Origin of the sequence: Hyalangium ruber, assembly GCF_034259325.1 — a bacterium.
Lineage (GTDB): Bacteria > Myxococcota > Myxococcia > Myxococcales > Myxococcaceae > Hyalangium_A > Hyalangium_A rubrum.
Map to the genome: position 1 here is coordinate 510,647 of NZ_JAXIVS010000004.1, position 24,269 is coordinate 534,915.

Consider the following 24,269-nt stretch of genomic DNA (forward strand, 5'->3'; position numbering starts at 1 on the left):
CACCTCCAGGGATTTTGAAAAGCGCTGGGGTCTAGCGAGCTCAGCTCCGCCCCGACACCCGAGCGGGAGCGCACACTAGCAGGTCGGCGCTCGTGCTTGCCTGCCCTCCAGGGGCCCAGGCCAGGGTTGCGAGCAGCCGTGTTGCGTCGCCACCGTGCCCGTGGATGGGCGGAGCGTTCCGCCGAACGGGGGTTGATCACGAATGAAGAGACTCTTCGGGTTGGCAGTGGTGGGCGCCGCGTGCCTGCTGGGGTGCCAGACGGACACGAGCGCGGCGGGGTACTCATCGGCGACGACGACACCGGCCAACGTGGCCCGCAACCCCAACATCGCCTCGGGCGAGCGCGGGCTGCTCATCGAAGGCACCGTCGTGGCCGACTACAAGGACACGCTCATCATCAAGGACGACAGAGGCTTCGAGCGCACGCTGCGCGTGGATGAGCAGACGCTGTTCCGCAATGAGGGCAGCGGCCCCATCGCCCGCGAGTACCTGGAGCCGGGCTCCCAGGTACGCACCGCGTGGGACAACAACGAGAAGGAGAATGTGGCCCGCGAGGTCATCGTCATCCACGACGCGGGACGGGGTGAGCCCAACGCGTGGCCCGAAGAGCCCTCGCCCTACCGCTGAGACCCGTAGCGTAGGAACGCACCGCGTCAAACGCCGCGCGTCATCCCCTGTCCGCACGGGGTGACGACGCGGCGCATCATGAGCGGCTTGGGAGCAAATCCGACGGGGTAGGTCTCCCTGCCGAGCAGCGAGACAGTTCACCTGCCCGGCGTTCTGTGAAACAGTCCCGCGCGAATGCAGGTCCCCTCGCCCGCCCCACTGGCCACCCAGCGCGTTCTCCATGTTGGCCTCGTGGCGTTGACGCTGCTGGTCACGCTTCATCTGGCGAGTTGCGCACATCCAGCTCCGGCGACCGCTCCAGCTCCCGCCCCGGCGAGTCCTCCCACGGCGGCGGCTCCAGCGCCCGCCCCCACGCCTGCTCCCAAGCCGCGCCGCTGGGCCGACGAGATCCTCTACTTCGTCGTGGTGGACCGCTTCGCGGATGGAGATGCGGGCAACAACGCCTCGGTGGACGTCAGCGCCCAGGGCACCTTCCACGGCGGAGACCTGAAGGGCCTGCGGCAGCAGCTCGACGAGCTGAGCTCGCTGGGCGTGACGGCGCTGTGGATCACCCCGGTGGTGAAGAACATCGACGGCTTCGTCACCGGCGCGGGCTTTCCGGACTGGGGCTACCACGGCTACTGGGCCGATGACTTCCACGCGCTGGATTCACGCTTCGGCTCCGAGGAGGACCTGCGCGCCCTGGTGGAGGCCTGCCACCAGCGGGGCATCCGCGTGCTGCTGGACGTCGTCTACAACCACCCGGGCTACAACTCGCGCTACCTGACGAAGCCCGAGACGAAGGGCTGGCTGCGCTCGGAGGACAAGGGCACCTGCGGCCAGGACGACCTGACGAGTTGCGTCTCCGGCCTGCCGGACTTCAAGACGGAGCAGCCCGAGGTGGCCAAGTACCTGCTGGACGCGCAGATCGCCTGGGCGAAGCGCTCGGGCGTGGACGGCTTCCGGCTGGACACGGTGAAGCACGTCGACCACGACTTCTGGAGGGAGCACCGCCGCCGCACCCGCGAAGAGGTGAGCAAGGACTTCTTCCTGCTGGGCGAGGTGTGGGGCGGGGACGCCGAGTCGCTCGACCCGTGGTTCTCCGGGGACGAGATGGACGCCGGCTTCGACTTCGGCTTCCAGGGCAACGCCATCGCCTTCGTGTTGGGGCGCGGGCGCACCATCGCCTTCGACCGCTACCTCAAGTCCCGCGCCAAGGTGCGCCAGGGCTACCATCTGGCCCACTTCCTGTCCTCGCACGACGTGCCGGGCGCGCTGTTCCAGCTCGAGGGAGACGTGGCGCGCTTCCGCCTGGCCGCGGTGCTCCAGCTCACCTCCTCGGGCATCCCCACCATCTATTACGGCGAAGAGGTGGCCCGCGCCGGCGGCGACTGGCCCGCCAACCGCAGCGACATGCCCTGGGGCGAGCGCGGCGTGAAGCCCGGCGCCGGCAAGAAGCGCGACGAGGCGCTGCGCAAGACGTACCAGAAGCTCACCGCCATCCGCCGCGCGCACCCGGCGCTCTCGCGCGGCACGCACCAGGGGCTCTCGACCGACGGGGACCTGTACGTGTTCCTCCGGCACGACGCGGAGTCGGGCGACGTGGTGATGGTGGCCATCAACCGAGGCGAGAAGCCGGCGACGGTGTCCCTGCCGTGGCCTGCGCCCTGGGGAGCCACGACGGCCGAGGACTTGTTGAACGGGGGCCGGTTGGAAGGCCCTACCCTGGAGTTCACCGTCGAGCCGCTGGCGGCGCGCATCCTGGGGAAGTCGGGCTAAACGAAACCAAGACATCCCGAAGCTTGGGAAGAGGGCCTGATGGCCGAAGTGACCTTCAAGAACGTGGCGAAGCAGTACGGCGCGGTCTCCATCATCGAGGGGCTCAACCTCGACATCAAAGACCATGAGTTCCTGGTCCTGGTGGGGCCCTCCGGGTGCGGCAAGTCCACCGCGCTTCGGATGATCGCCGGCCTGGAGGAGATCACCGGCGGCACCGTCTCCATCGGTGGCCGCGTGGTGAACGACCTGCCCCCCAAGGAGCGGGACGTCGCCATGGTGTTCCAGAACTACGCCCTCTATCCGCACATGACGGTGCGCGAGAACCTCGAGTTCGGCCTGAAGATCCGCAAGACGGCCAAGCCGGACATGGACAAGCTGGTGAACGAGGCGGCGGACATCCTCGCCATCTCGCACCTGCTGGACCGCAAGCCCAAGCAGCTCTCGGGTGGCCAGCGCCAGCGCGTGGCCCTCGGCCGCGCCATCGTGCGCAAGCCGGCCGTGTTCCTCTTCGACGAGCCGCTGTCCAACCTGGACGCCAAGCTGCGCGTGGCGATGCGCGCGGAGATCAAGAAGCTGCAGCAGCGCCTCCAGGTGACGAGCGTCTACGTGACGCACGATCAGATCGAAGCGATGACGATGGGCCACCGCATCGCGGTGATGAAAGAGGGCAAGCTGCAACAGCTCGGCACCCCGCTGGAGGTGTACGAGCGCCCCGCCAACATCTTCGTGGCCCAGTTCATCGGCAGCCCGCCGATGAACTTCCTCGACGCCACCCTGGACGCCAGCGGCACCGCGCTGGTGGGCGAGGGCTTCACCCTGCCGGTCCCCCAGAGCCTGCGCCCGATGACGGCGGGCAAGGGTGGCCGCAAGATCAAGGTGGGCATCCGCCCCGACCACCTGCTGCCCGCCGGGCAGAGCGCCCGCGGCGAGGCGGCCACGCTGCAGACGAAGGTGGAGATCGTCGAACCGCTGGGCAACGAGCTGATCGTCCACTCGAAGCTGGGTGAGTTCACCCTCACCTCCCGCCTGCCGCCGCTGCAGACCCCCGAGGTCGGCACGACGCTCCCCATCGTCATCGAGTTGGACGCGCTGCACCTCTTCGACGCCGAAACCGAGCAACGCCTCACCGCCTGAACTTCCCGGAGCCCTCCATGAAGACCCTGCGACTGCTGACCGCGGCCGTGTGCCTGTGTGCGCTCGGCCTGCTGCCCCTGCCCGCCTCCGCGGCGGAGATCGTCCTGTGGCACTCGTACCGCGCCGAGGAGAAGGCCGCGCTCGAGAAGCTGGTGGCCCAGTACAACAAGGACAACGCCGCCAAGGGCAACACCGTCAAGGCGCTGGCGGTGCCCTACGACGCCTTCGCCGACAAGATCACCGCCACCGTGCCGCGCGGAAAGGGGCCCGACCTCTTCATCTTCGCGCAGGACCGGCTGGGCGGCTGGATCGAGGCGGGCAACACCATCGAGCCCATCGACTTCTACCTGGATGACAACCTGAAGAAGCGCTTCATCCCCACCACGATGGAGGCGATGACGTACCGGGGCACCGCGTACGGCCTGCCGCTCAACTACAAGGTCATCGCGCTCATCTACAACAAGAAGCTCGTCCCCACGCCGCCCAAGACTTCGGGCGAGCTGGTAACGATGGCCAAGAAGCTCACCGACAAGAAGGCCGGGCGCTTCGGGCTGGCCTACTCGTACAGCGACTTCTACTACCACGCGGCGCTGATGAACGGCTTCGGCGGCGGGGTGTTCGACGCCAAGTTCACCCCCACGCTCAACAAGCCCGAGAACGTGAAGTCCATCGAGTTCTTGAACAAGTGGATCGAGAAGGACGGCATCCTCCCGGCCGAGCCCTCCACGGCGCTCATCACCTCGCTGTTCAACGATGGCAAGGCGGCCATGGTGTTCAACGGCCCCTGGTTCCTGGGGGAGATCGCCAAGGGCATCGACTACGGCATCGCCCCGCTGCCCACGCTGGACGAGGCGGGCGGCAAGCCCATGCGCCCGTGGATGACGGTGGAGGGCGTGTACGTGACGGCGCCCTCGCAGAACAAGGACGCGGCGTTCGAGTTCGCCAAGTTCCTCACCGACGCGCAGGCCGCCAAGGTGCTGGCGCTCGAGGGCCGCCAGAGCCCCGCCAACAAGGACGTGTACACCGACGCCCAGGTCTCCAAGGATCCGCAGCTCAAGGCGTTCCGTGATCAGGTCGAGGTGGCGGTGCCCATGCCCAACGTGCCGGAGATGACGATGGTGTGGTCGCCGGCCACCAGCGCCATGAACGGCATCCTCAAGAAGACCTCCACGCCGAAGGCCGCCCTCGATGGCGCCCAGCAGGCCGTCGCCAAGGACGTCGCCGGGCTGCGCAAGAAGTGAGTTCTGCTTCACCCCAACCCGCGGGTGGCACCTCCCCCGGCGCCGCCCGCTCCAGCGGCCCCCCGCTCCCCAGAAATGCCGCAGGCCCCTCAGTGACTCCTCCCGAGAAGACTCCTCCAGGCCTGCGCCGCCCGCGCGTGCTCGTGGGCCTCGCCCTGGCCCTCGGGCTGGGGTTGGCGCTCGCCTATGGGCTGCTGCTCCAGGCGCGCGAAGACGCCTCGCTCGAGCGCGAGCAGCGCCGGGCCTTCATCTCCCTGCGCGCGGTGACCGATCTGGTCGAGCGCGCGGGTGGCAGCGGCGACGGCGTGCGCGCCATCGTCACCGCCTGGCAGGACCTGCTGCCCAAGGGCAGCGCCGTGCGCGTCATCTCCATCTCCGGCCGCAGCATGGAGGCCTCCACCTTCCCGGAGGATCAGGGAGAGAAGGCCGCGCCGCGCCGGCTCGCGCGCGAGGAGAAGCCGCTCTACGACCGCGGCAATGACCTGCGCCGCGCGGTGGAGACCAACCAGCAGCAGGGCAGCGTCAGCAAGGCGGAGATCCAGGCCCAGGTGCTGCCCGACGGTGGGCAGTTGCTGTCGGCCCCGGTGTCGGTGGAGGGCACGGTGGTGGGCATGGTGGAGCTGGCCACGCCGCCGCTGCCGAAGGTGGACCGTCCCCCGCTGGGGCCCGCGCTGCTGGCCTTCCTGCTGCCGCTGCTGGTGCTGGCTGGAGCGTCCTTCGCTCCCCTGCGTCGCCAGTGGCAGCTCGTCGCCGTGGCGGCGGTGGTCTTCGTGGCGGGCCTGGGCGGCTATGGCGCGTACTCGCTCGGGGCACTCGAAGGCGGGCTGCGTGGCACGCAGGAGGCGGTGGCCGAGCAGCTGCGCGCCATGTCCGAGCGCGCGCAGACGGTCATCACCGCGCAGAGCCTCGCCGCCGAGCCGGCGCTGCAGCCGGCCACCTGGGACTCGGACCTGTACCGCCGGCCGCTGGGGCTCGTCACCGCCCAGGCCACGGTGAATGAGGAGGCGCTTACCGCGCGCGTGGAGAAGCTGCGCGGCGAGGCCCGGCGCGCCCTGCTGGGCCTGGGCGTGGTGGGGCTCGCGCTGCTGGCCTTCATCGGCCTGGGAGGCCTGCACCGCACGGTGGCCACGGCGGTGGAGTACCGCCAGGCCTACACCTACGTCATGCCCGCCATGCTGGGCATGCTGGTGCTGGTCTTCTTCCCCTTCTTCTACGGCATCACCCTCTCCTTCACCGACGCCAACCTCTACAACACCAACCAGCCCCTGCCGGAGATCTGGATCGGCCTGCGCAACTACCAGGAGATCCTCGGGGACTTCACCATCTTCAAGCCCGAGGGTGGGGTCAACTACCTCAACTTCTACTGGACGCTGATGTTCACGGTGGTGTGGACCATCACCAACGTGACGATCGGCGTGACGGTGGGCCTGCTGCTGGCGCTGGTGCTCAACACGCCCAACCTGGCCTTCCGCCCCATCTACCGGGTGCTGCTCATCCTGCCGTGGGCCATGCCCAACTACATCACCGCGCTCATCTGGAAGGGCATGTTCCACCAGCAGTTCGGCGTGGTGAACCACGTGCTGCGCATGTTCGGCGGCCAGGGCATCAGCTGGTTCGAGTCTCCCCTAACCAGCTACCTCACGGCGCTGGCCACCAACGGGTGGCTCTCCTTCCCGTTCATGATGGTGGTGTCGCTGGGCGCGCTGCAGTCCATCCCCGGTGAGCTCTACGAGGCGGCGCGCGTGGACGGGGCCAGCCGCTGGGAGCAGTTCCTGGCCATCACCCTGCCCTCGCTCAAGCCCGCGCTGGTGCCCGCCATCATCCTGTCGGTGGTGTGGACCTTCAACATGTTCAACATCATCTTCCTGGTGACGGAGGGAGAGCCGGGCAACTCCACGGAGATCCTCGTCACCCAGGCCTACAAATACGCCTTCCAGCGCTACCGCTACGGGTACGCGGCGGCGTACTCCACCGTCATCTTCGGCATCCTGCTGCTCTACAGCATGGTGCAGAACCGCATGAGCCGCGCCACGGAGGCGACCTGATGGCCACCCGACGCGAGGGCGTGCCCCACCTGCCGCTGCACGTGCTGCTGGTGGTTTTCACCCTCTTCACCATCTACCCCATCCTCTGGGTGGTCACGATCGCCTTCTCCGGACGGCAGAACCTGGCCATCGCCACGCTGCCGGCCGAGCCCACCTGGGCGGACCGGCTGCGCGCCATCACCCCGTGGCCGGAGGAGTGGTCCTTCTCCAACTTCAGCTCGGTGCTGACGGACCAGCCCTTCGCGCAGTGGATGCTCAACAGCGCCATCATCGCGGCGGGCACCACCGTGGTGGGCGTGTTCCTGGCCTGCACCGCGGCCTATGCCTTCAGCCGCTTCAAGTTCCCCGGCCAGCGCGTGGGGATGATGTCCTTCCTCGTGTCCCAGATGTTCCCGGGCACGCTGATGCTCATCCCCCTGTTCATCATCCTGGTGCAGTGGCTGAAGCTCGGTAACTCGCGCCTGGGCCTCATCATCGTCTACGCCACCACCTCCATTCCCTTCAGCGTGTGGATGCTCAAGGGCTACTTCGACACCATCCCGAAGGACCTGGAGGAGGCCGCGCTCATCGAGGGAGCCTCGGTAGGCCGGATTTTCTGGACCATCATCCTGCCCCTGGCGAAGCCGGCGGTGGCGGTGACGGCGTTGTTTTCTTTCATGACTGCCTGGAATGAGTTCATCCTGGCAGCCACCTTCATGGAACAGGAGACCATGTACACGGCGCCCGTGGGCCTGCGCTTCTTCGTGGGCGGCTTCTCGCAGCAGTGGGGCTACTTCGCCGCGGGCTCCATCATCGTGTCCATCCCCGTGGTGTTCCTCTTCCTGTTCCTCCAGAAGTACCTCGTCTCCGGTCTCACCGCCGGTGGCGTGAAGGGCTGAAGTCGTTTTTCCATAGGAGAGAAGTCGTCATGAAGACCCGCCTCGCAACCCTCACCCTGGCCGCCTCGCTGCTGAGCCTCCCCGCCCTCGCCGACAGCAAGGTCACCTTCAAGGACCCGTCCGGCGATGACAACGGCCCGGGCACCTACAAGTACCCGACGGACACCGTGTACAAGAAGGGCTCGTTCGACCTGACCGAGTTCACCGCGGAGAAGAAGGGCAACAAGATCGACTTCACCGCGAGCCTGGGCGCCAACATGGAGGACCCGTGGCGCATGGGGAAGGGCTTCGCCACGCAGATGGTGTTCATCTTCATCGACACCGACGGCAAGGAGGGCAGCGGCCACACCGAGGGGCTGCCGGGCCTCAACATCCAGTTCGCCCCCGCCAACGGCTGGGAGAAGGTCGTCATCCTCTCGCCGCAGGAGCCCGCCCGCGTGAAGAAGGAGGTCGAGACCAAGGCCGCCTCGCTCAAGGGCGACATCATCGTCCCGGCCCGCACCAAGGGCGCCGGCCGCAAGATTTCCGGCACGGTGGATGACCCGACGCTCCAGGGCGACCCGACGCAGTGGCTCTACCAGGTGGTGGTGCAGTCCAACGAGGGCTTCCCCGCGGGCAGTGACCTGATGACGCGCAAGGTGAACGAGTACGAGGGCCAGCACCGCTTCGGCGGCGGCAACGATGGCGAGTGCGACCCGCACGTGCTCGACCTCCTGGCCGGCAGCGGCAAGGGTGAGGAGTCGGAGAAGAAGGCCCAGCACGACATGCTCAAGTACGAGTGCGCCGAGGACGGCAGCGCCAAGACCAAGGCCACGCTGACGATGGTGCGTCAGTCCAAGTAACGCGGTACGGATTCAAAACGGACACGGCTGGACCGCCGCGGGGTGAGAGCTCCGCGGCGCCCCCGTCTGGCCCTGGAGGAGGGGTTCCCATCATGTCGAAGAAGTTTTTGTGGAGGAGCGCGTTGGCGCTCGCCGCGACCACCACGCTGCTGCCTGCCGCGGCCATCGCCCAGGACGCGCCCAAGCTGCAGATCGGCGGCACGACGTACACCAAGTGGCTCTGGGGCAACCTGCGCGACCAGGGCGCCATGTACAACTTCACCACCATCCCCGGCGAGGGCTATGGCGACAACGGCCAGGGCACCGAGCTGGAGCTGCTGCTCAACGCGCGCCTGTCCAGCCAGGTGGAGGTGAAGGGCCGCATTCACAGCCGCTTCAGCCAGAACTTCTGGACGAACTTTGGCGGCTTCGGCGGCGACAAGACGGCCAACTGCGTCGCGGGCAACTGCGGCGAGTTCGATCCGCGCTCCAACCAGTACATCAAGCTGCGCGGCGTGGCCGTGGTGCTGACGCCGGGCTACCTGGTGGACTCGGCCACCATCGGCGCCAATGACTTCGGCCAGTTCGACCCGTACGTCATCGGCCGCATCCGCTACATCGACCGCGACAACGCGCACGGCATCCTCCTCCAGGGCTCGAGCTTCGAGCGGAAGTTCACCTGGGATGCCACGCGCATCAGCCTGCCGAAGCTGTGGGCCGGTCCCTCCTTCAGCACGGGCGTGTTCCACGCGGCCGACGCCGCCTATGGCCTCCAGGCCAAGTGGGCGCTGAGCGATGCGCTCGATGTGGGCGGCATCTTCAGCTACGTCCACGACTCGGAGCTCGCTCCGACCGCGGTGGACAACAACCTGGACGATGGGCGTGACCTGACGCCGCGCTTCCGCAACGGCGTGGGCGGCGTGAAGGCGGGCCTGCGGCTGGGCGACAAGGTGGACATCCGCGGCGCGCTCTATCACTCGTACTCGAACGCGGACCCGGTGCTGACTCCCAAGGAGTTCGGCCTCAATGGCTACTCGCCGGTGCCGGCGGGCCGCCGCGAGGACCAGAGCTACCGGGTGGACGTGACGCTGAACGACCCGCTGGACATCGGCCTGTCGGTGAACCTGCAGGGCTTCAGCATCGGCGCCGACTACGTGGCCATCATGGCGGCGCGGCGCGAGTCGGACGTGCTGCTCACCGAGGGTCATGACCCGACGTTCGCCTTCCCGGGCCCGAACAACCGCTCCTACGGCGTCTTCACGAACAACCCCCAGCGCATCGGCTACGGCGGGTGGACGAACGAGGCGCAGCAGGTGGCCACCATCAACGTGGACAACGAGTTCACGGACTTCGACGAGCCGTTCGCGGAGACGGCCATCGGCTGGAAGGGCGTCACCATCAACCCGGTGTGGGGCAGCGGGGCGCTGGACATGTCCGGCGAGTACTCGTTCATCACCTACGACACCAACTGGCAGGCGTACGACGACGCCGACACGTCCATCACCCAGACGCCGTACCCGACGACGGAGCTGGACTCGGGCGTGGGCCACAACTTCCGCACCGCGTACCAGCCGTTCCAGGACAAGCGCACCCACATCGGCGTGCTCAAGACGCGCTACGTGCTGGACGTGGCCCGCGGCATCGACATCTTCGGCAAGGCCAAGTTCATCCACGAGACGGACAAGCGCATCAACGACGAGCGCTTCTTGCCCTACAAGGCGGGCTCGTGCGGCAGCCCCGAGGAGGGCTGCGAGAACCTGCGCAACGAGTACGCGCCGGGCCTGTCCACGGCGGACGTGTTCGGCAACCCGCCCACCGTCACCAACGATGACGGCAGCGTGGGCTACCAGTGGAAGCCCTTCGACAGCCTGAAGGATGACGACCGGCTGCTGCGCTACTACGCGCTGACGCTGGGCGCGGGCTACCAGCTCACGGACGACCTGTACGCCTCGCTGAGCTACACGAAGTACATCGCGGATCTGTTCGACGGCAACACGGCGTTCCAGGCCTACAACCTGCACGAGATGGCCTCGGGTCTGCACGACAAGAACTCGGTCATCGTCAAGGCGAAGTACATCCTGGCGGGCGTGGAGTTCGGCCTCGAGGGCCAGTACGCGTTCGGCACGTTCGATCCGGACTTCGGCGCGGGCTTCTCGCCGATCCAGGCGGACGAGCAGACGGCCTCGGACCACAACGTCGAGGAGGGTTCGCTGGGCTTCCGCAACCGCTACGGCGGCTGGAACAGCCTGGAGGAGCGGGACTTCAAGCACATGCGCCTGAAGGCCTTCATGAAGGCGCAGTTCTAGTTCCCCCTTTGCTTCCTGCTTGAGAAGGGCCCGGCGCGCGGCGACGCTCGCCGGGCCTCTCTTTTTTCCCCTGGAGTGTCTTCATGCCCGCCGCTCGCCGCTCGTGGTTGCTGCTCGTGATGGGGGCCCTGCTGACCAGCGCCTGTCTGTCCCGGGGCGCTCACGGTAGCTCCGCGCTGTTCACCCTGACGGACCCGCGTGGGGATGACCACGGGGACGGGGAGCTGCGCTACCCGCTGCGCGAGGACATGGCGCCGGGGACGTTGGATCTGGTGTCGCTGGCGGCCTATGCGGAGGACGACGGCACGCGGTTCGAGGCCACCTTCGCGCGCCCCATCGTCTCGCCGCAGGCCGGGCGCACGGTGAGCATCGCCGGGGAGACGCAGGCGCAGCGAGCGCGCCACGGCTTCTACACCTTCAACGTGGATGTCTACGTGGACATGGACCGGGTGCTGGACGCGGGGCGCACGGACACGCTGCCGGGCCGGTACCTCTCGCTGGCGCCAGGCAGTGCGTGGGAACGAGCCATCTTGCTGACGCCACGTCCGTACGAGGCGCGAGACATCCTGCGGGGCCTGTGGCGCAAGGAGGCGCGTGAGGCGCGCCAGCGCACGCAGTCGTCGCTGAGCGAGAAGGAGCAGCACGAGCTGGACGCGGCGGTGGAGCGGGAGCTGGAGACGCGCGTCTTCTTCCCCACGCGCATCCGCGTCCGGGGGCCCACGGTGGAGTTCTTCGTGCCCCAGGAGTTCTTCGGAGGCACGGCCCGCCCCGAGTGGGGCTATGCGGCCGCGGTGACGGGCGCGGTGCTCGAAACCAAGGTGGATCTGCCCGCACTCTTCGGCAAGGAAGGAACACGGGGGGTGATGGTGCTGCCCATCGGCTCGGGCGACTCGCGAGAGCGGTTTGGCGGCGGACGGTACGGGGCTTCGACGCAGTCGCCCGTGGTGGATCTGCTGGTGCCCGAGGGCATCACCCAGGAGCAGGTGCTGGGACCGGATGCGCCGCCGTGGCCCGCGGTGGCTCCCGTGGCCCCAGCGCCCCCTCCTGCAACGCCGTAGCGGCTAGGGCTTGATGCGCCAGATGCCCGTGGCGCGCGGCGGCAGGTTCGCCTGCCACCCGCTTGGGGTCCCCGAGAGGTTCGACACGTTCGGATCGGTGAAGAGGACCTCGCTCGAGCTGCCCGACACGGCGACCGGGCCCACGGACACGTTGGAGTCCGTGAGGTTGTGCATGACCAGCACCCGCTCGTCGCCCAGCGTGCGCACGAAGGAGAGCGCGCCCTGGACACCCGTGGTGGGCGTGAAGACCTTGAGCCCTCCCCGGCTCAGCGCCTCCGAGGACTTGCGGGCCCGGATCAGCGCCCGGTAGCGCGACAGCAGCGAGCTCGTGACGTTCGTCTGCGCGGCTACGTTGGCGCCCGCGGTGCGCCCCGGCGCGAAGCCGAACCACGGCGTCGCTGTGGAGAAGCCTCCTCCCGCCGTCGTGTCCCACGGCATGGGCGTGCGCTTGGCCTCGTCATTGTTGGTGGTGCCGTTGGCCATGCCCACCTCCTCGCCGTAATAGAGGAAGGGCGCGCCCGGCAGCGTGAGCAGCAGCGCCGCCGCGCTGGCCATCCGACCGGTGTTGCCACCGAGCTGCGTGGCCACCCGCACCGTGTCGTGGTTGCTCAGGAAGGGCGCGTCGCTGATGCCCGCCGGGTAGGCGCTGGCCATCTCCACCAGCTTGGCGGCGATGGGCGCGGCGTTGCTCGCGTTCAGGCTGGCGATGATCTGCTCCGAGAGCGGGAAGTTGAAGTTCAGCGGCAGCTCATCCCCGCCCGGCACCTGCTGCGTGGAGCCGTAGTAGCGGGCGATGATGGGCGTGGTGCTCCAGTTCTCCCCCACCAGCACCGCGTCCGGCTTCACCTGCCGCACGTACGCGGAGAACTCCTTCCAGAAGGCGTGCGTCTCCGGCGTGTCCGCCTGGCCCGAGCCGGCTCCCGTCTCGATGAGGTAGCGCGCCGCATCCAGGCGGAAGCCGTCCGCGCCGCGCTCGAGCCACACCGAAGCCAGGCGCTTCACCTCCGCGCGCAGCTGCGCGTTCTGCAGGTTCAGGTCCGGCATGCCGCCCCAGAACACGCCGTAGTAGTAAGCGCCGCTGCGCGCATGCCACGTGGGCGTGTTGGAGAACTGGCTCCAAGGCTGCTTCCACCCTGGGTCCTGCTGCCGCCACTGGTACCAATCCCGCTTCGCGGAGGTGGGCGAGGAGGCGGACTCCACGAACCAGGGGTGATCCACTCCCGAGTGGTTGATGACGAAGTCGAGGATGACGCGCATGCCCCGGCGGTGGGCCTCGTCGCACAGGCGCTCGAAGTCCGCCACGGTGCCGTAATCCGGCTCGATGCGCTCGTAGTCCACCACGTCGTAGCCGTGGTAGCTGGGCGAGTCGAACACGGGCATCAGCCACAGCACGTCCACGCCCAGGTCCTGCGTGGTGTTCGGATCTCCGTCGTTGAGGTAGTCCAGGCGCGAGATGAGTCCCGGCAGGTCTCCCTTCCCGTCGCCGTTGGAGTCCTGGAAGCTGCGGACGAACACCTCGTAGAAGACCGCCTCGCGGAACCACTCGGTGCCCGCGGCCGGGGCAATCTCCGCGCGGGTGGGCGTCTGCGGATTCGACGGTGAACCCGGGGTGTTGGGCGAGGGAGTGAAGCCTCCACTCGGAGAGTCCGGACTACAAGCCAACCAGGGCAGGGCCAGGGCCAGGGGAAACAGACGGGAGCGCGGCATCCCCGTCGTTTACCAGCAGGGCCAAGGTGGGGGCCAGGGAGGCACGGGCTCTAGGACCGGCCCACGACCTTCTTCAGGAAGCTCCAGAAGCGGCCCGCGCGCTCTTTCAGGTCCGCGCCTCGCCGCTCCTCGGCAGCCCGTGCCGCGACTGCGTCCACCTTGAGCTGCTTGGCCAGCTCGTCCGGCGTGTACCGCGTGGCCAGCGTCGCTCGCACCATCCTCCGCGTCGTGTACTCGCGCGCCTCCACGTACAGCACGCACTCCGCGTCCAGCTTGATGGTCACCGCTACCCGCACCGAGCCCTTCGGCCCCTTGGGCAGTCCCTCCAGCCGTACCGTGCCCAGGTACTCGTTGGCGGAGATGTGGTTGTCCTCGCCCTGGAAGATGGACAACTCCAGCACTTCCTCGTCGTCACGCGCCGTGGACACCGCGAACGAGCGCTGTGCTGGCAGCGGCGTGTTGCGCTCGATGACGCGCTGGAACGCGCCGCCCGGCATCGCCAGGCCGATCGTCATCGGCAGCACGTCGATGAGCACCACGCTGCTCACCTTGTCCAGTGCCGTCGAGTACATCGCCGCGCCCAGCGCCACCGCCTCGTCCGCGTTCACGCTCGCGTGCGCCGTCTTGCCGAACAGCGCCTTGAGCTTCTCGCGCACCAGCGGCATTCGGCTCTGGCCACCCACCAGGATGATGTCGTCGATGTCGCTGGGCTTCAGCCGCCCGTCCAGCAGCACATCGCGCACCACGTCCAGCGTGCGCGTCACCAGCCCCTCGGCCAGGCGCTCCAGTTCCGCGCGCGTCATCGTGAAGCGCAGCTCCCGCTGCCGACCGATGTCATCCACCATCAACATGGGGATGTGGACCTCGTAGTGGTTGCGCTCCGACAGGGCGATCTTCACCTTCTCCGCCGCGTCGCTCACCCGAGACAGCGCCACCCCGTCTCCCATGAACGGAATGCCCTCGAGCTGCTGGAAGCGCTCGATCAGGAAGTCCACGATGGCGTTGTCGAAGTCGATGCCGCCCAGGAAGATGTCGCCGCCCGTGGCCAGCACCTCGAAGACGTTCTTCTCGATGCGCAGCACCGTGGCGTCGAAGGTACCGCCGCCCAGGTCGTACACGAGCACCCGCTTGTTCAGCTCGCGGTTGAGGCCGTAGGCCAGCGCCGCCGAGGTGGGCTCGTTGAGGATGCGCTCCACCTTCAGCCCCGCCAGCATGCCCGCCTTGCGCACCGCCTCGCGCTGCGGCTCGGAGTAGTACGCGGGCACCGTCACCACCGCGCGCTCCACCTTCTGGTTGAGGTGCTGCTCCGCCATCTCCTTGCACTCGCGGAGGATGAGGCCCTGCACCTCCTCCAGCGAGAGCACGTGCTCGGCCAGCCGCACCGCCGCGCGGCCCGCCGCGTCGGGGACGATCTCGTAGTGGAAGCGCTCGCGAACCTGCTTCACCACCGCGCTGTCATACGGGCGGCCCACCAGCCGCTTCGCGCCGTAGATGCACTGCGTGGGGCGCATCACCAACTGGTTGCGCGCGCGATGGCTGACGAGCAGCTTGCCCTGGGGGTTGACCGAGATGACCGAGGGGATGGTGTTGTAGCCCTCCTTCGAGCGCAGCACGGTGGGCTTGCCACCGGAGATGATGGCCACGCACGAGTTGGTCGTCCCCAGGTCGATGCCAATGACAGGCCCCGTGCCCGCCACCGGCTGCGGAGGCGGCGCGAGGAAGACCGTCGGCGGCAGCAACATCGTGCTGGGAGGCTCGGGAGGAACGGGCCTGGTCGGAGGAGAGTCCAGCACCTGCGTGGACCCCTCAGGGGGCCTCTCGGGCGCACGCGGCGCCTCACGGCGTACCTCGGGCGCGCTCGCCACGGGCGGCGCGGCGGCAGGCACCGGCGGCGCAGCGGGAGAGGGGCGGGCCGTCACGGGCGCGGAAGGGGCTCCCGCCACGGGCGGCGCGGGCGCCTTCGCCTTCGGGGGCGGCGCGGCAGCCCGACCTCGAGCGCCACGCGAGGGCCCATGCCCCGGCTTGTCCAGCTCCAGGGCCGGTGCATCGCCCAGGTTCAGCTCGAACTCCACGCCCCTCCCAGGCTTGAAGACCGCTTCCTCGGTGGTGGGGGAAAGCGCGCCCTCGCCCCCATCAACGTCCGTGCCCCTGGGGGGCGGCGGCGCGGGCGGGCGGGCCTGAGCCACCGGCGCGGGAGCAGGCGGCGGCGCGGGCGGAGCCTGGACCACCGGCGCGGGTGGCGGCGCGGGTGGCGCGACCGGGCGCGCCTGGGCGACGGGCACGGGCGGAGGCGTGGCGACCAGGGCGACGCCCTGGATGACGGGAGCATCCAGCTCCGGCGGGGGGATGATGTCGGACTCGTCCAGCGGCAGCCCCACCGCCACCGGGACGTCGCCTCCCAGGGACTCCATCTCGAAGTCCACGTCGGGCATGGGCTCGTCGAGGACCTCGAACTTCACCTCCGAGGAAGCGGGCGCGGCCGGGGTGGCGATGAGCAGGTCATCCACCGAGATGTCCACGTCCTCCAGAGACACGGGTGGCGGGGTGACGAGCGATGGCGGAGGAGGAGGCGGCGGCTTGGACGCCACCGGAGGAGCGAGAGCCGGCTTCCCCGGCGTACCGATGTCCGCCAGGTCATCGAGGAGCGCCGACAGGTCGGCATCCTCCATCGGGCGAGAAACGGGCTCCTCTCGGACCGGCGGAGGCGCGCCCCGCGCTGGCGGCTTTCCGGGTGCGCTCGCGGGCACCGCCGGGCGAGCCACCGGCGCGACGACGGGCGCGATGGCCGGCAAAGCCCCCGTGGCGGCGGGCGCCCCCCCGCGTTGCAGCAACCCCTTGGCCAGCATCTCCTGCTCGAGCGCGAGCGCCTCGGGAGACTGCACGGGCACCGGCGTCGTCTTCGCCTTGTTCAACTGGAGCATCCGGTCGATCAGCGCCTGGGTGACCGGATCCAATTCCTGGAACTGCAGGCCCATGCCCGGCGGGCCCTCGGCGTTGGGAACGTCGCGCACCCAGCGCACCACGGCCGTGCCGCGCAGCACCCGCACGCCGCCGGCGATCTGCACCTCGAACTTCACAAGCGTGCCCACCGGCTGCGGGGTCCGCGACCGGATGAACATGCCGCCAGGGCTCAAGTTGGTGGCGAACTCCTCGGCGAAGCTCCCCACATCCGAATGCTTGAGCTTCACCAGCAGACCCACGGCCTTCCGGTCTGTCGCGCGCCGCCCCGTTTCCATAGGATCAGCACTGTCGCGGCTACCCTGCCTCCGCTCAAGTCCTTATTGACCCGCTGCCTGCTCGACCGGACACAGAGCAAGGAGTGTAGGCGCATGCCTCACCCAGCGAGCGGATCCGCCCCATGGCATCCTTGACGGAAGCTCGTCTGTTGCCCTTCGGGAGTCCTGGAATGAATGCTGTCCCGCTGACCTCCACCGCGCCGGTCCGCAGCGCCTGGCTCGTGGATCGCCGCCATGACCTGCTCTCCACGGTGGGCGGGCTGGGCGCCAGCCTCTTGCTGCTGGCCCTGCACGTCTGGGGAGGCATCAGCGGGCTGGTGCTGTGGTGGGCGTGGATCGTCGCGCTGGACGGGCCACACATCTTCGCCACGCTCTCGAGAACCTACCTGGACCGTCGGGAGCGGCAGGCGCGCCGCCGGTTGCTCTGGGGCAGCCTGGGGTGGTTCGCCCTGGGGCCGGCCCTGTTCGGCCTGTCGGTGGCGCTCGGCCAGCGGCTGCCGTTCGACCTGTTCCTGGCCTTCGTCAGCGTCTGGGCCTACTGGCACGTGGTGCGGCAGCACTACGGGTTGATGTCGCTCTACCAGCGCAAGAACGCGGACATGCACCCGCTGGACCGACGCATCGACAGCCTCACGCTGTACGTCGGGTTGCTGGCGCCGTTCCTCGCCTTCGCGCTCACCCACCCGACGGCCCGGCGGATGCTGGGGCTGGGCGTGGAGCCAGGCCCGGAGGCGTTGGTGGCCCAGGCCTGCTGGGCGGCGACGCTCGCGGTGGTGGCGCTCTTCGCCGCGCGGCAGGTGCAGCGGTGGCGCGCGGGGCTGGGGGTGAATGGGCCCAAGGTGCTGCTGCTGGCCGCAGCGCTCGGGCTGAGCGCGCTGCTGTTCACCCCCGCCGTGGTGGGGCGGGTGGAGTTCCTCATGGTCTCCGTGGTGGTGACGGCGTTCCACAACGTGCAGTACCACGGCATCGTCTGGTTCTATCACCGCAACCGCTACCACGCCCCGGGCGCGGACCCCTCCACCTTCGGGCTCGCCCCGCGCGTCAGCCAGCGCTTCCTCATCTACCTCGCGTGCGGCGTGGCCTTCACCCTGCTCTATCGCGGGTTGGGGTGCGGCTTCGGTGCCTTCCCCGGCTGCGGCACCTTCGACTCGCAGGTGATGCTCGGCGCGGGCCTGTCGCTCAAGGAGCTGATGGCCGGCTTCATCTGGGGCTTCGCCATGCACCACTACTACCTGGACCAGAAGATCTGGCGCGTGAGCCGGGACACCGGGCTGAACCGGGACCTGAAGCTCTCGGCGGCGTGAGGGCGCCGAGGGTCAGTGGTCGCCGTAGCGCTTCTCTCCGGCCTCCACGCGCACCTTGAGGCGGTTCTGCGAGGGCGGCAGCGGGCAGGTGGCGTACGGGGTGAAGGCGCAGGGCGGGTTGTAGGCGCGGTTGAAGTCCAGCACCACCTTCCCGTCCTTCGGCAGGTCCGTGTAGAGGAAGCGGCCGGCGCCGTACGTCGCGTCGCGGTTGGTCAGGTCTCCGAAGATGAAGAAGAGCTGGCCAGAGCCATCGTCCACGGGCGTGAGCCGATACTCCTGGCCGCCCACGGTGAAGACGGCGGTGCCGGGGGCGACCATCTCCTCCACCTCGCCCAGCACGTTGGGGACGGAGAGCTTGCGCTCGGTGGTGGCCGGCTCGAAGCGGGCCTCCACGCGCCAGGCGGCGGTGGGCGCGTAGGTGGGGATGCCGTGGAAGTTCTTGCGCGTGGGCGCCTCCGGGTCCTTCACCCGGATGCCGAGCCGTTCGCCACGGCGGATGATGAAGAAGCGCATCGTTCCGAGCGCCAGTGTGTCCGGGCTGCCCTGGGCGTCGCTGCGCAGCGCGCCACCGGTGAAGGGCTTGCCCTCCAGGGTGAGGGAGACGCCGGGCTTCAGGGAGAGGCTCACCGTGTCGCCCTTGCGGGTGAAGGTGCCCGCGTGCGCTGGGGCCGAGGCCGGGAAGACGAGGTCGTTGTCGGAGGCCGAACCGAAGCGGTTGTCGCCCTCCTTGAGCCAGTGCAGGCCCACCAGGGAGAGCCAGCCATCCTCGGCGGTCAGGCGTTCGATGCGCCGGGTGTGCCAGGCACGGGTTTCGGCCTCGAGATCAGCGGGAGCAGACATGGGCTTGGCGGGAGCAGGCTTGGCGGCAGCGGGGGGAGCGGCCATCACCGGGGCGGAGAGCCCCAGTGAGAGGAGCGAGAGCAGAGCGGTCCTTCTCATGGCGGTGAAGATGGCAGGCGGATTCGGGCGCTGTCCACCTGCTTGAAGACGTCCGCGTGAGCGCGGGCTTACAAGCTCCTGCGCTTCGCTTTTTCTATCTGCTCATGAAGCCACGGCAGATGACGGTAGATGCTCGTGAAGCGGGATGTCGTCCCATCGCCTTGAGCGGTAATTCCCACGAGCCACCGCTTCTCCCCATCCTCAACGAAGCAGGGGCCTCCGCTGTCTCCTTCACTCACGTGGGCCCCACTCATCTCGAACAGCAAGGAGACGTCTTTGTCATCCCTGTCCGCGAGATTGGAGCGGCCTTTGTCCGTGATGTTGTTCTTGCCGTAGAAGCGCCTCCCCACTTTGCCCTTCTCGGTGCGTCCATACCCCACCACAACCAGCTCATCATGGACGTCAGGCTCTGTCTTCGTCAGGTCGAAGCCAATGCTGATGCCGTCCAAAGCTTCGTCCAAGGCAATCACCGCCAGATCCGAGGTGGACGCCTTCACGATGCCTTGTTCGTTGAGTTGCACGTTGAACCTGGCATGAGGTTGAACGGTCCCCTGCCGGGTGCGCGGGGCCATGGCATATCCCTTCCCTTGCTTCTTGTAGGTATAGGCCGTGACGCTCGCGGTTTTCAGGCACCTCCCGCTGTCGAGTGAGGTGCCGACAGTGGGACAAACGCAGTGCGCCGCGGTGAGGACGAGGAGCGAATGAACCAGGACTCCAGTGCAAGCCCTCTCCTGGCCGGGCTGCTCGACCGACACAGTGGAGAGGTAAAGATTCTCGAAATCCTCCTGGCCATGGCGCACTTGCAAGCGCAGCGAGGCAGCGCGCCATCTGGGCCTCAAGGAGGATTCGGGCTCGAGTCCGCGTACCTCCGTGCTTCCCGCGCACCCGCTACCGAGCAGCAGCAGGAGCACCGAAGCGGTGGACCGGGCTCGTGTCCTGCCTACAGCCCTGAAGCTTCTCCACGGCTGAATCCGCATCCAGCACCTCCTACGGTCCTGGGGGAGTAACGGAACCTGCCGCGGTCACGCGCGCGAGTTCGGCATTCACCCAGTTCCGGTGGAAATAGATGCTCGTGAATGACATCTCCTGCTCTGTTCCCAGACCGACGATGCCGACGAGCCGACGGCTCTTCCCACTTTCGAGAAAGCAGGGGCCCCCGCTGTAGCCCGTGTTGAAGTGGGCCCCCACAGGCTCATAGAAAACCCGTCCCGGCTGCGATGGAAGCACCTGCGTGACCGTGCCCCTCTTGAAGTAGCGAGCCCCATGAATGCGGGCGAGCCCCCGCTCATTTCCGAACCCGGCCGTGACCAGCGGCTCTCCCATCTGAGCCTCGGTCGCGGCCCACTGCACCTGAGAAATCTCCAAGTTCAGCGGCTCCTCCAGGAGAATCACCGCGAGATCCGCACGGCTCGTTAGCACCTGCCCCTCGGCATCCAGGCGGAGCTCGAACTCAGGGTGGAGACGAACCGTTCCTTCCTGGCTGTGCGCGACGACTGTTGGCTTGGAGGACTCTGCCGCAGGCTCGTGGAGAATCGCCGTCACCCGCGCCTGTCCCGCGCAGGCTTCGCCATCGACAACCTGGGGTCCTCCGTCACGCGTCGAGCGCTGCTGACGCCAGTCGCAAGCGCAATGGCCTGCCGTGAGGACGAGGCGCGGGTGGAGGAGAATGCCGCTGCAACCCTCCGGTTCCCAGGGTGCGTCCCCCTCAATCTGCACGGTGGATGCGTAGCGGTTGGTCTCATCTCGCTCCCCCACCAACTCGTGAAGGCGCCCATGGAAAGGCAGCAACTCCAGTCCCTTCCTCGCACCGTGACCGTTGGAGGGGGGAGCAACAGGCTCGCTGGGACTGGTCGATGCCACACCGGATGCGTCAGGAGACTGAGCGTGTGGATCCGTGGGGGTCTTGGAGCACCCCGCCACCGATAGAAGGAGCGTAGCGCAGAGCAGTGGCAGGATGCTCCAATGTGGGAGGCAGCTCAATGGAGCCGCGCATGCGCGTCGTCGCTGGAGTCCATCGGGCATGAGCTGGTGACTCCCTTGTCAAACCGGGCCAATCCCCGCCCGGCGGATCCGGTCCGTGTAGGCGATGGCGGCCTTGGAGAGATCCTTCACCGTGGCCGTGAAGCGCGAGCGTCGCAGTTCGAGGTCCGCTTCTGGCGGCCCTGACGACATGCCTCGATCGTTCCACAGGATGTAACGGAGCGAGGCCACGAGATCATGCAGGTGGAACTCCTTCACGGCTCGCAAGGGCTCGATGAGCTCCGCATCCGCGAAGGTGCTGAGGGTGTCGTACTGGCCCGGGGCCTTCATCTTCCACAGGCCCGACAGCTCGATGAGGCCCAGGCGGCCATCTCCGAGCAGGTACAACGTGCGGCCCGAGATGACGCCGCTGTCCTCTTTCCGCGCCTCCTCGATGCCACGAATGGAGTCTCCTCGTTCGAGAGGATAGGCGCGCTCATCCAGCCACTTCGCCTCGCGTATCCTGGCCGGCACGGACCCAAGCCGCGCCTCCCACTCCTGCAGGAGCTTCTCGGGCAGGCCGCGTGGCTTGCGGACGACGTCCCGGATGGGGAACAACGTGAGGCGCTTCAGTTCGGGGAGCACCAGGCGAATGAGCCGGGAGAGAAGCTCCGCCTCGACCTGCTGGAGCCCGTCATGGAAAGGCGCCATCGCGGCCCAGAACTCCTCGCGGGTCCGGGTCTCTTCCGGATCCGGCTCGGGCGGCGCGAAGGCGGGAAGCTCCTTCGGAGTCGGCCGTCGATCGGCCAGATCGACGACAGAAGAAGGCTTCTCTTTGTCTTTCATGGCCCCAGCCTATCGTGGAGCTGAGGTCCGCCCTATCCTGAGTACCTCCTCGCTGATCGGAAAAGCCCATGAGTTCGCGTCGGGCGGGTGCGCTGTTTCTGGCGTTGATGGTACTGGGGTGCAGCAACACTCAACACGTGGTCTGGCTGAGAGGGTGTTGAACAGCGGCAGCCATGCAAGCGGGAAATCCCATTGCCGGCGCATGGCCGCTCGCAGGGGCGTTGAGCATCAGAAGTCACGGTGACCTTGATCAACCTTCAACCGCCTCCTGCAGCGCTCAGCACCCTCGGAGTTGCCCCTCATGAGCGACTGTTCGGAAATGTCGGGACTTTTATGTTCGAAACCCCCGACATTTCCGAACAGTAGGCCTGCGGGCCGGGCCAAGTGATGAGGCCCCTAAGACATCGGCCTGCCCAGAATCGGCAACACGCTGCGCACGGGATGAGCGCCACTGCTGCTGCCATGCGAGCACTCCATGCTTCGGACGCTCGCTCTGGCTCAACACGCTCTGAACACGGGCGAGGGTAAATCCATCGTCCACATTCCCCGCCCTTCCGAAGTGGAACCCGTGAAGCTGACACCTGAAGAATTCATGCGTTCACTCCAGGCACTGGCTCGTTAGGGAGGCCCATGCCGCAGCGCTTCTTCGAACTGGACGATGATGTCTCCTTCCCGAATCGCTGGCACCTGGACACTCCCCGGGACAGCCACGGCCAGGAAGTAGATGACTGGGACTTCAAGAGTGGAGCCCTCGTGCATCTCGAGGGACGATTGAGGATTCCCATCGAGATCGCGGGCAGACCCCTGGATTTCTCCGAGGCGGGGATCAGGATCCCCGTCGTCCACGTCCGAGTTGCTTCCGTGTTCATGGAGCTCGCCCCTCGTGACGTGCAACTCCTCCCTGTGGACATCGAGGGCCAGCCCGATCAGTACCTCATCCTCGTCGCCACGAGGTCGCTCCGCTGCATTGACGAGAACGCCTCCAAGGTCCAGTTCTGGCAGCCAGCGGATGGCCTTCCCGAGATGGTCGGGAAGTATTACGCCGTGGATCACATGCGCATCGACAGAGCGCAGGTCGGGGACGCCAAGGTCTTCCGCCCGCAGGGGTGGGAAACCGCCCTTGTCGTCTCCGGAGACATCAAAGAGGCCTTGGAGCGCATGGGCGCCACGGGCACGAAGTTCGCGGAGGTGTAGCCCGCTCCCACCCTGCCCCTCTCCCCTCGGAGGGCAGGCACCCGAGTTCCCGGGTTCCAGGCTACCTGGCCCCCGCCAGGAATAGGAGCCCGCCCCAGGGGTTGCCCGCCGGACATCCATTCTGGACGCGATGCGCCGAAACCCTTGGTCCCCGCGCCTCGCCCCGGTTAAGAGAACCGCTCCATGGAAAGCGCCGCCCCTACCCCCGCCCCCTCGCTGGAGTCCCCCGCCAACGAGGACCTCCGCGCCGTCGAGGAGCTCGCCAAGGCCCGCGCAGAGATTGTCGAGCAGATCGAAAAGCGCGTCGTCGGCCAGCGCGACGTCGTCGAGCACCTGCTCATCGCCCTCTTCAGCCGCGGCCACTGTCTCTTCGTCGGCGTGCCCGGCCTGGCCAAGACGCTGCTCATCTCCACCCTGGCCGACGTCCTCAACCTGTCCTTCAATCGCATCCAGTTCACCCCGGACCTGATGCCCTCGGACATCACCGGCACCGACATCCTCGAAGAGGACAAGGCCACCGGGCGCCGCGCCTTCCGCTTCATGCAGGGCCCCCTGTTCGCCAACATCATCCTCGCCGATGAGGTGAACCGCACCCCGCCGAAGACGCAGGCTGCCCTCCTCCAGGCCATGCAGGAGTACCGAATCACCGCCGGCGGCCGGACCTACCCCCTGGAGCTGCCCTTCCTCGTCTTCGCCACCCAGAACCCCATCGAGCAGGAGGGCACCTATCCGCTGCCCGAGGCCCAGCTCGACCGCTTCATGTTCCTGGTGGACGTGGGCTACCCCACCGCCGAGGAAGAGGTGCAGATCGTCAAGAGCACCACCGGCGCCACCCAAGCCAAGCTCGAGAAGATCCTCTCCCCCGAGCGCATCATCGCCCTGCAGGACCTGGTGCGCCGCGTGCCAGTGCCCGACCACGTGGTGCGCTACGCCGTGGAGCTGGTGCGCAACACCCGCCCCAAGGAGCAGGGCGTGCCCGACTTCGTCGCCAAGAACGTCTCCTGGGGCGCCGGCCCGCGCGCCAGCCAGTACCTGGTGCTCGCCGCCAAGGCCCGCGCTATCCTCTCCGGGCGCTTCGTCGCCACCGTGGAGGACGTGCGCGCCCTGGCCCGCCCCGTGCTGCGCCACCGCGTGCTGCCCAACTTCACCGCCGAGAGCGAGGGCATCACCTCCGTGAAGCTCGTGGATCAGCTCGTCGCCACGGTGAAGGGGTAA

18 protein-coding genes are annotated in these 24,269 nt (G+C 67.9%); 12 read left to right on the forward strand and 6 right to left on the reverse strand.

Features of this window, described 5'->3' with window-relative positions:
* Positions 1-202: 202 nt before the first annotated feature.
* From SYV04_RS14285 to SYV04_RS14325, 9 genes are all read left to right on the forward strand, one after another.
* A complete protein-coding gene (locus tag SYV04_RS14285) occupies positions 203-628 on the forward strand; it encodes a hypothetical protein (protein ID WP_321546295.1) in 426 nt (141 codons plus the stop codon).
* Between the two features lie 174 nt (positions 629-802).
* Complete coding sequence (locus tag SYV04_RS14290) at positions 803-2,386, forward strand: alpha-amylase family glycosyl hydrolase (RefSeq protein ID WP_321546296.1); 1,584 nt, start codon at positions 803-805, stop codon at positions 2,384-2,386.
* Positions 2,387-2,425: 39 nt separating this feature from the next.
* Positions 2,426-3,520 carry an ABC transporter ATP-binding protein gene (locus SYV04_RS14295; RefSeq protein ID WP_321546297.1) on the forward strand — a complete coding sequence of 365 codons (1,095 nt, stop codon included), beginning with the start codon at positions 2,426-2,428 and terminating at the stop codon, positions 3,518-3,520.
* Between the two features lie 17 nt (positions 3,521-3,537).
* The gene (locus SYV04_RS14300) at positions 3,538-4,761 is read left to right on the forward strand and encodes an extracellular solute-binding protein (RefSeq protein WP_321546298.1); all 1,224 of its coding nucleotides are present in this window, start codon (positions 3,538-3,540) and stop codon (positions 4,759-4,761) included.
* 92 nt (positions 4,762-4,853) lie between these two features.
* Complete coding sequence (locus tag SYV04_RS14305) at positions 4,854-6,806, forward strand: carbohydrate ABC transporter permease (protein ID WP_321546299.1); 1,953 nt, start codon at positions 4,854-4,856, stop codon at positions 6,804-6,806.
* Complete coding sequence (locus SYV04_RS14310; protein ID WP_321546300.1) at positions 6,806-7,684, forward strand: sugar ABC transporter permease; 879 nt, start codon at positions 6,806-6,808, stop codon at positions 7,682-7,684. Before SYV04_RS14305 ends, SYV04_RS14310 begins: the two co-directional genes overlap by 1 nt.
* A 29-nt stretch (positions 7,685-7,713) precedes the next feature.
* Entirely contained in the window at positions 7,714-8,526 is an 813-nt protein-coding gene (locus SYV04_RS14315) for a glucodextranase DOMON-like domain-containing protein (RefSeq protein ID WP_321546301.1), read from the forward strand.
* A gap of 92 nt (positions 8,527-8,618) precedes the next feature.
* Positions 8,619-10,811 (forward strand): hypothetical protein, encoded by a 2,193-nt coding sequence (locus SYV04_RS14320; protein WP_321546302.1) that lies wholly within the window; start codon positions 8,619-8,621, stop codon positions 10,809-10,811.
* Positions 10,812-10,894: 83 nt separating this feature from the next.
* The gene (locus tag SYV04_RS14325) at positions 10,895-11,869 is read left to right on the forward strand and encodes a glucodextranase DOMON-like domain-containing protein (RefSeq protein ID WP_321546303.1); all 975 of its coding nucleotides are present in this window, start codon (positions 10,895-10,897) and stop codon (positions 11,867-11,869) included.
* Positions 11,870-11,872: 3 nt separating this feature from the next.
* Here SYV04_RS14325 and SYV04_RS14330 read toward each other — a convergent pair whose 3' ends face one another.
* Positions 11,873-13,576, reverse strand: coding sequence for an alpha-amylase family glycosyl hydrolase (locus tag SYV04_RS14330; protein WP_321546304.1), 1,704 nt, complete (start codon positions 13,574-13,576; stop codon positions 11,873-11,875).
* A gap of 50 nt (positions 13,577-13,626) precedes the next feature.
* The gene (locus tag SYV04_RS14335; RefSeq protein WP_422723935.1) at positions 13,627-16,764 is read right to left on the reverse strand and encodes a TIGR02266 family protein; all 3,138 of its coding nucleotides are present in this window, start codon (positions 16,762-16,764) and stop codon (positions 13,627-13,629) included.
* Positions 16,765-16,982: 218 nt separating this feature from the next.
* On the opposite strand from SYV04_RS14335, the gene SYV04_RS14340 reads away from it, so the two are divergent.
* Entirely contained in the window at positions 16,983-18,116 is a 1,134-nt protein-coding gene (locus tag SYV04_RS14340; RefSeq protein ID WP_321546306.1) for a hypothetical protein, read from the forward strand.
* A gap of 12 nt (positions 18,117-18,128) precedes the next feature.
* Here SYV04_RS14340 and SYV04_RS14345 read toward each other — a convergent pair whose 3' ends face one another.
* The 4 genes from SYV04_RS14345 to SYV04_RS14360 form a co-directional block, all read right to left on the reverse strand.
* Positions 18,129-19,055: a DUF1684 domain-containing protein gene (locus SYV04_RS14345; RefSeq protein ID WP_321546307.1), complete on the reverse strand. Its 927-nt coding sequence runs from the start codon at positions 19,053-19,055 to the stop codon at positions 18,129-18,131.
* A gap of 68 nt (positions 19,056-19,123) precedes the next feature.
* Entirely contained in the window at positions 19,124-20,032 is a 909-nt protein-coding gene (locus SYV04_RS14350; RefSeq protein ID WP_321546308.1) for a trypsin-like serine protease, read from the reverse strand.
* A gap of 10 nt (positions 20,033-20,042) precedes the next feature.
* The gene (locus tag SYV04_RS14355) at positions 20,043-21,077 is read right to left on the reverse strand and encodes a trypsin-like serine protease (protein ID WP_321546309.1); all 1,035 of its coding nucleotides are present in this window, start codon (positions 21,075-21,077) and stop codon (positions 20,043-20,045) included.
* Between the two features lie 18 nt (positions 21,078-21,095).
* Positions 21,096-21,860, reverse strand: coding sequence for a hypothetical protein (locus tag SYV04_RS14360; protein WP_321546310.1), 765 nt, complete (start codon positions 21,858-21,860; stop codon positions 21,096-21,098).
* A gap of 630 nt (positions 21,861-22,490) precedes the next feature.
* Here SYV04_RS14360 and SYV04_RS14365 point away from each other — a divergent pair.
* On the forward strand, positions 22,491-23,054 hold the full coding sequence (locus tag SYV04_RS14365) for an imm11 family protein (protein WP_321546311.1): 564 nt from the start codon (positions 22,491-22,493) through the stop codon (positions 23,052-23,054).
* A gap of 183 nt (positions 23,055-23,237) precedes the next feature.
* Positions 23,238-24,269, forward strand: a complete 1,032-nt coding sequence (locus tag SYV04_RS14370) for an AAA family ATPase (protein ID WP_321546312.1) — start codon at positions 23,238-23,240, stop codon at positions 24,267-24,269.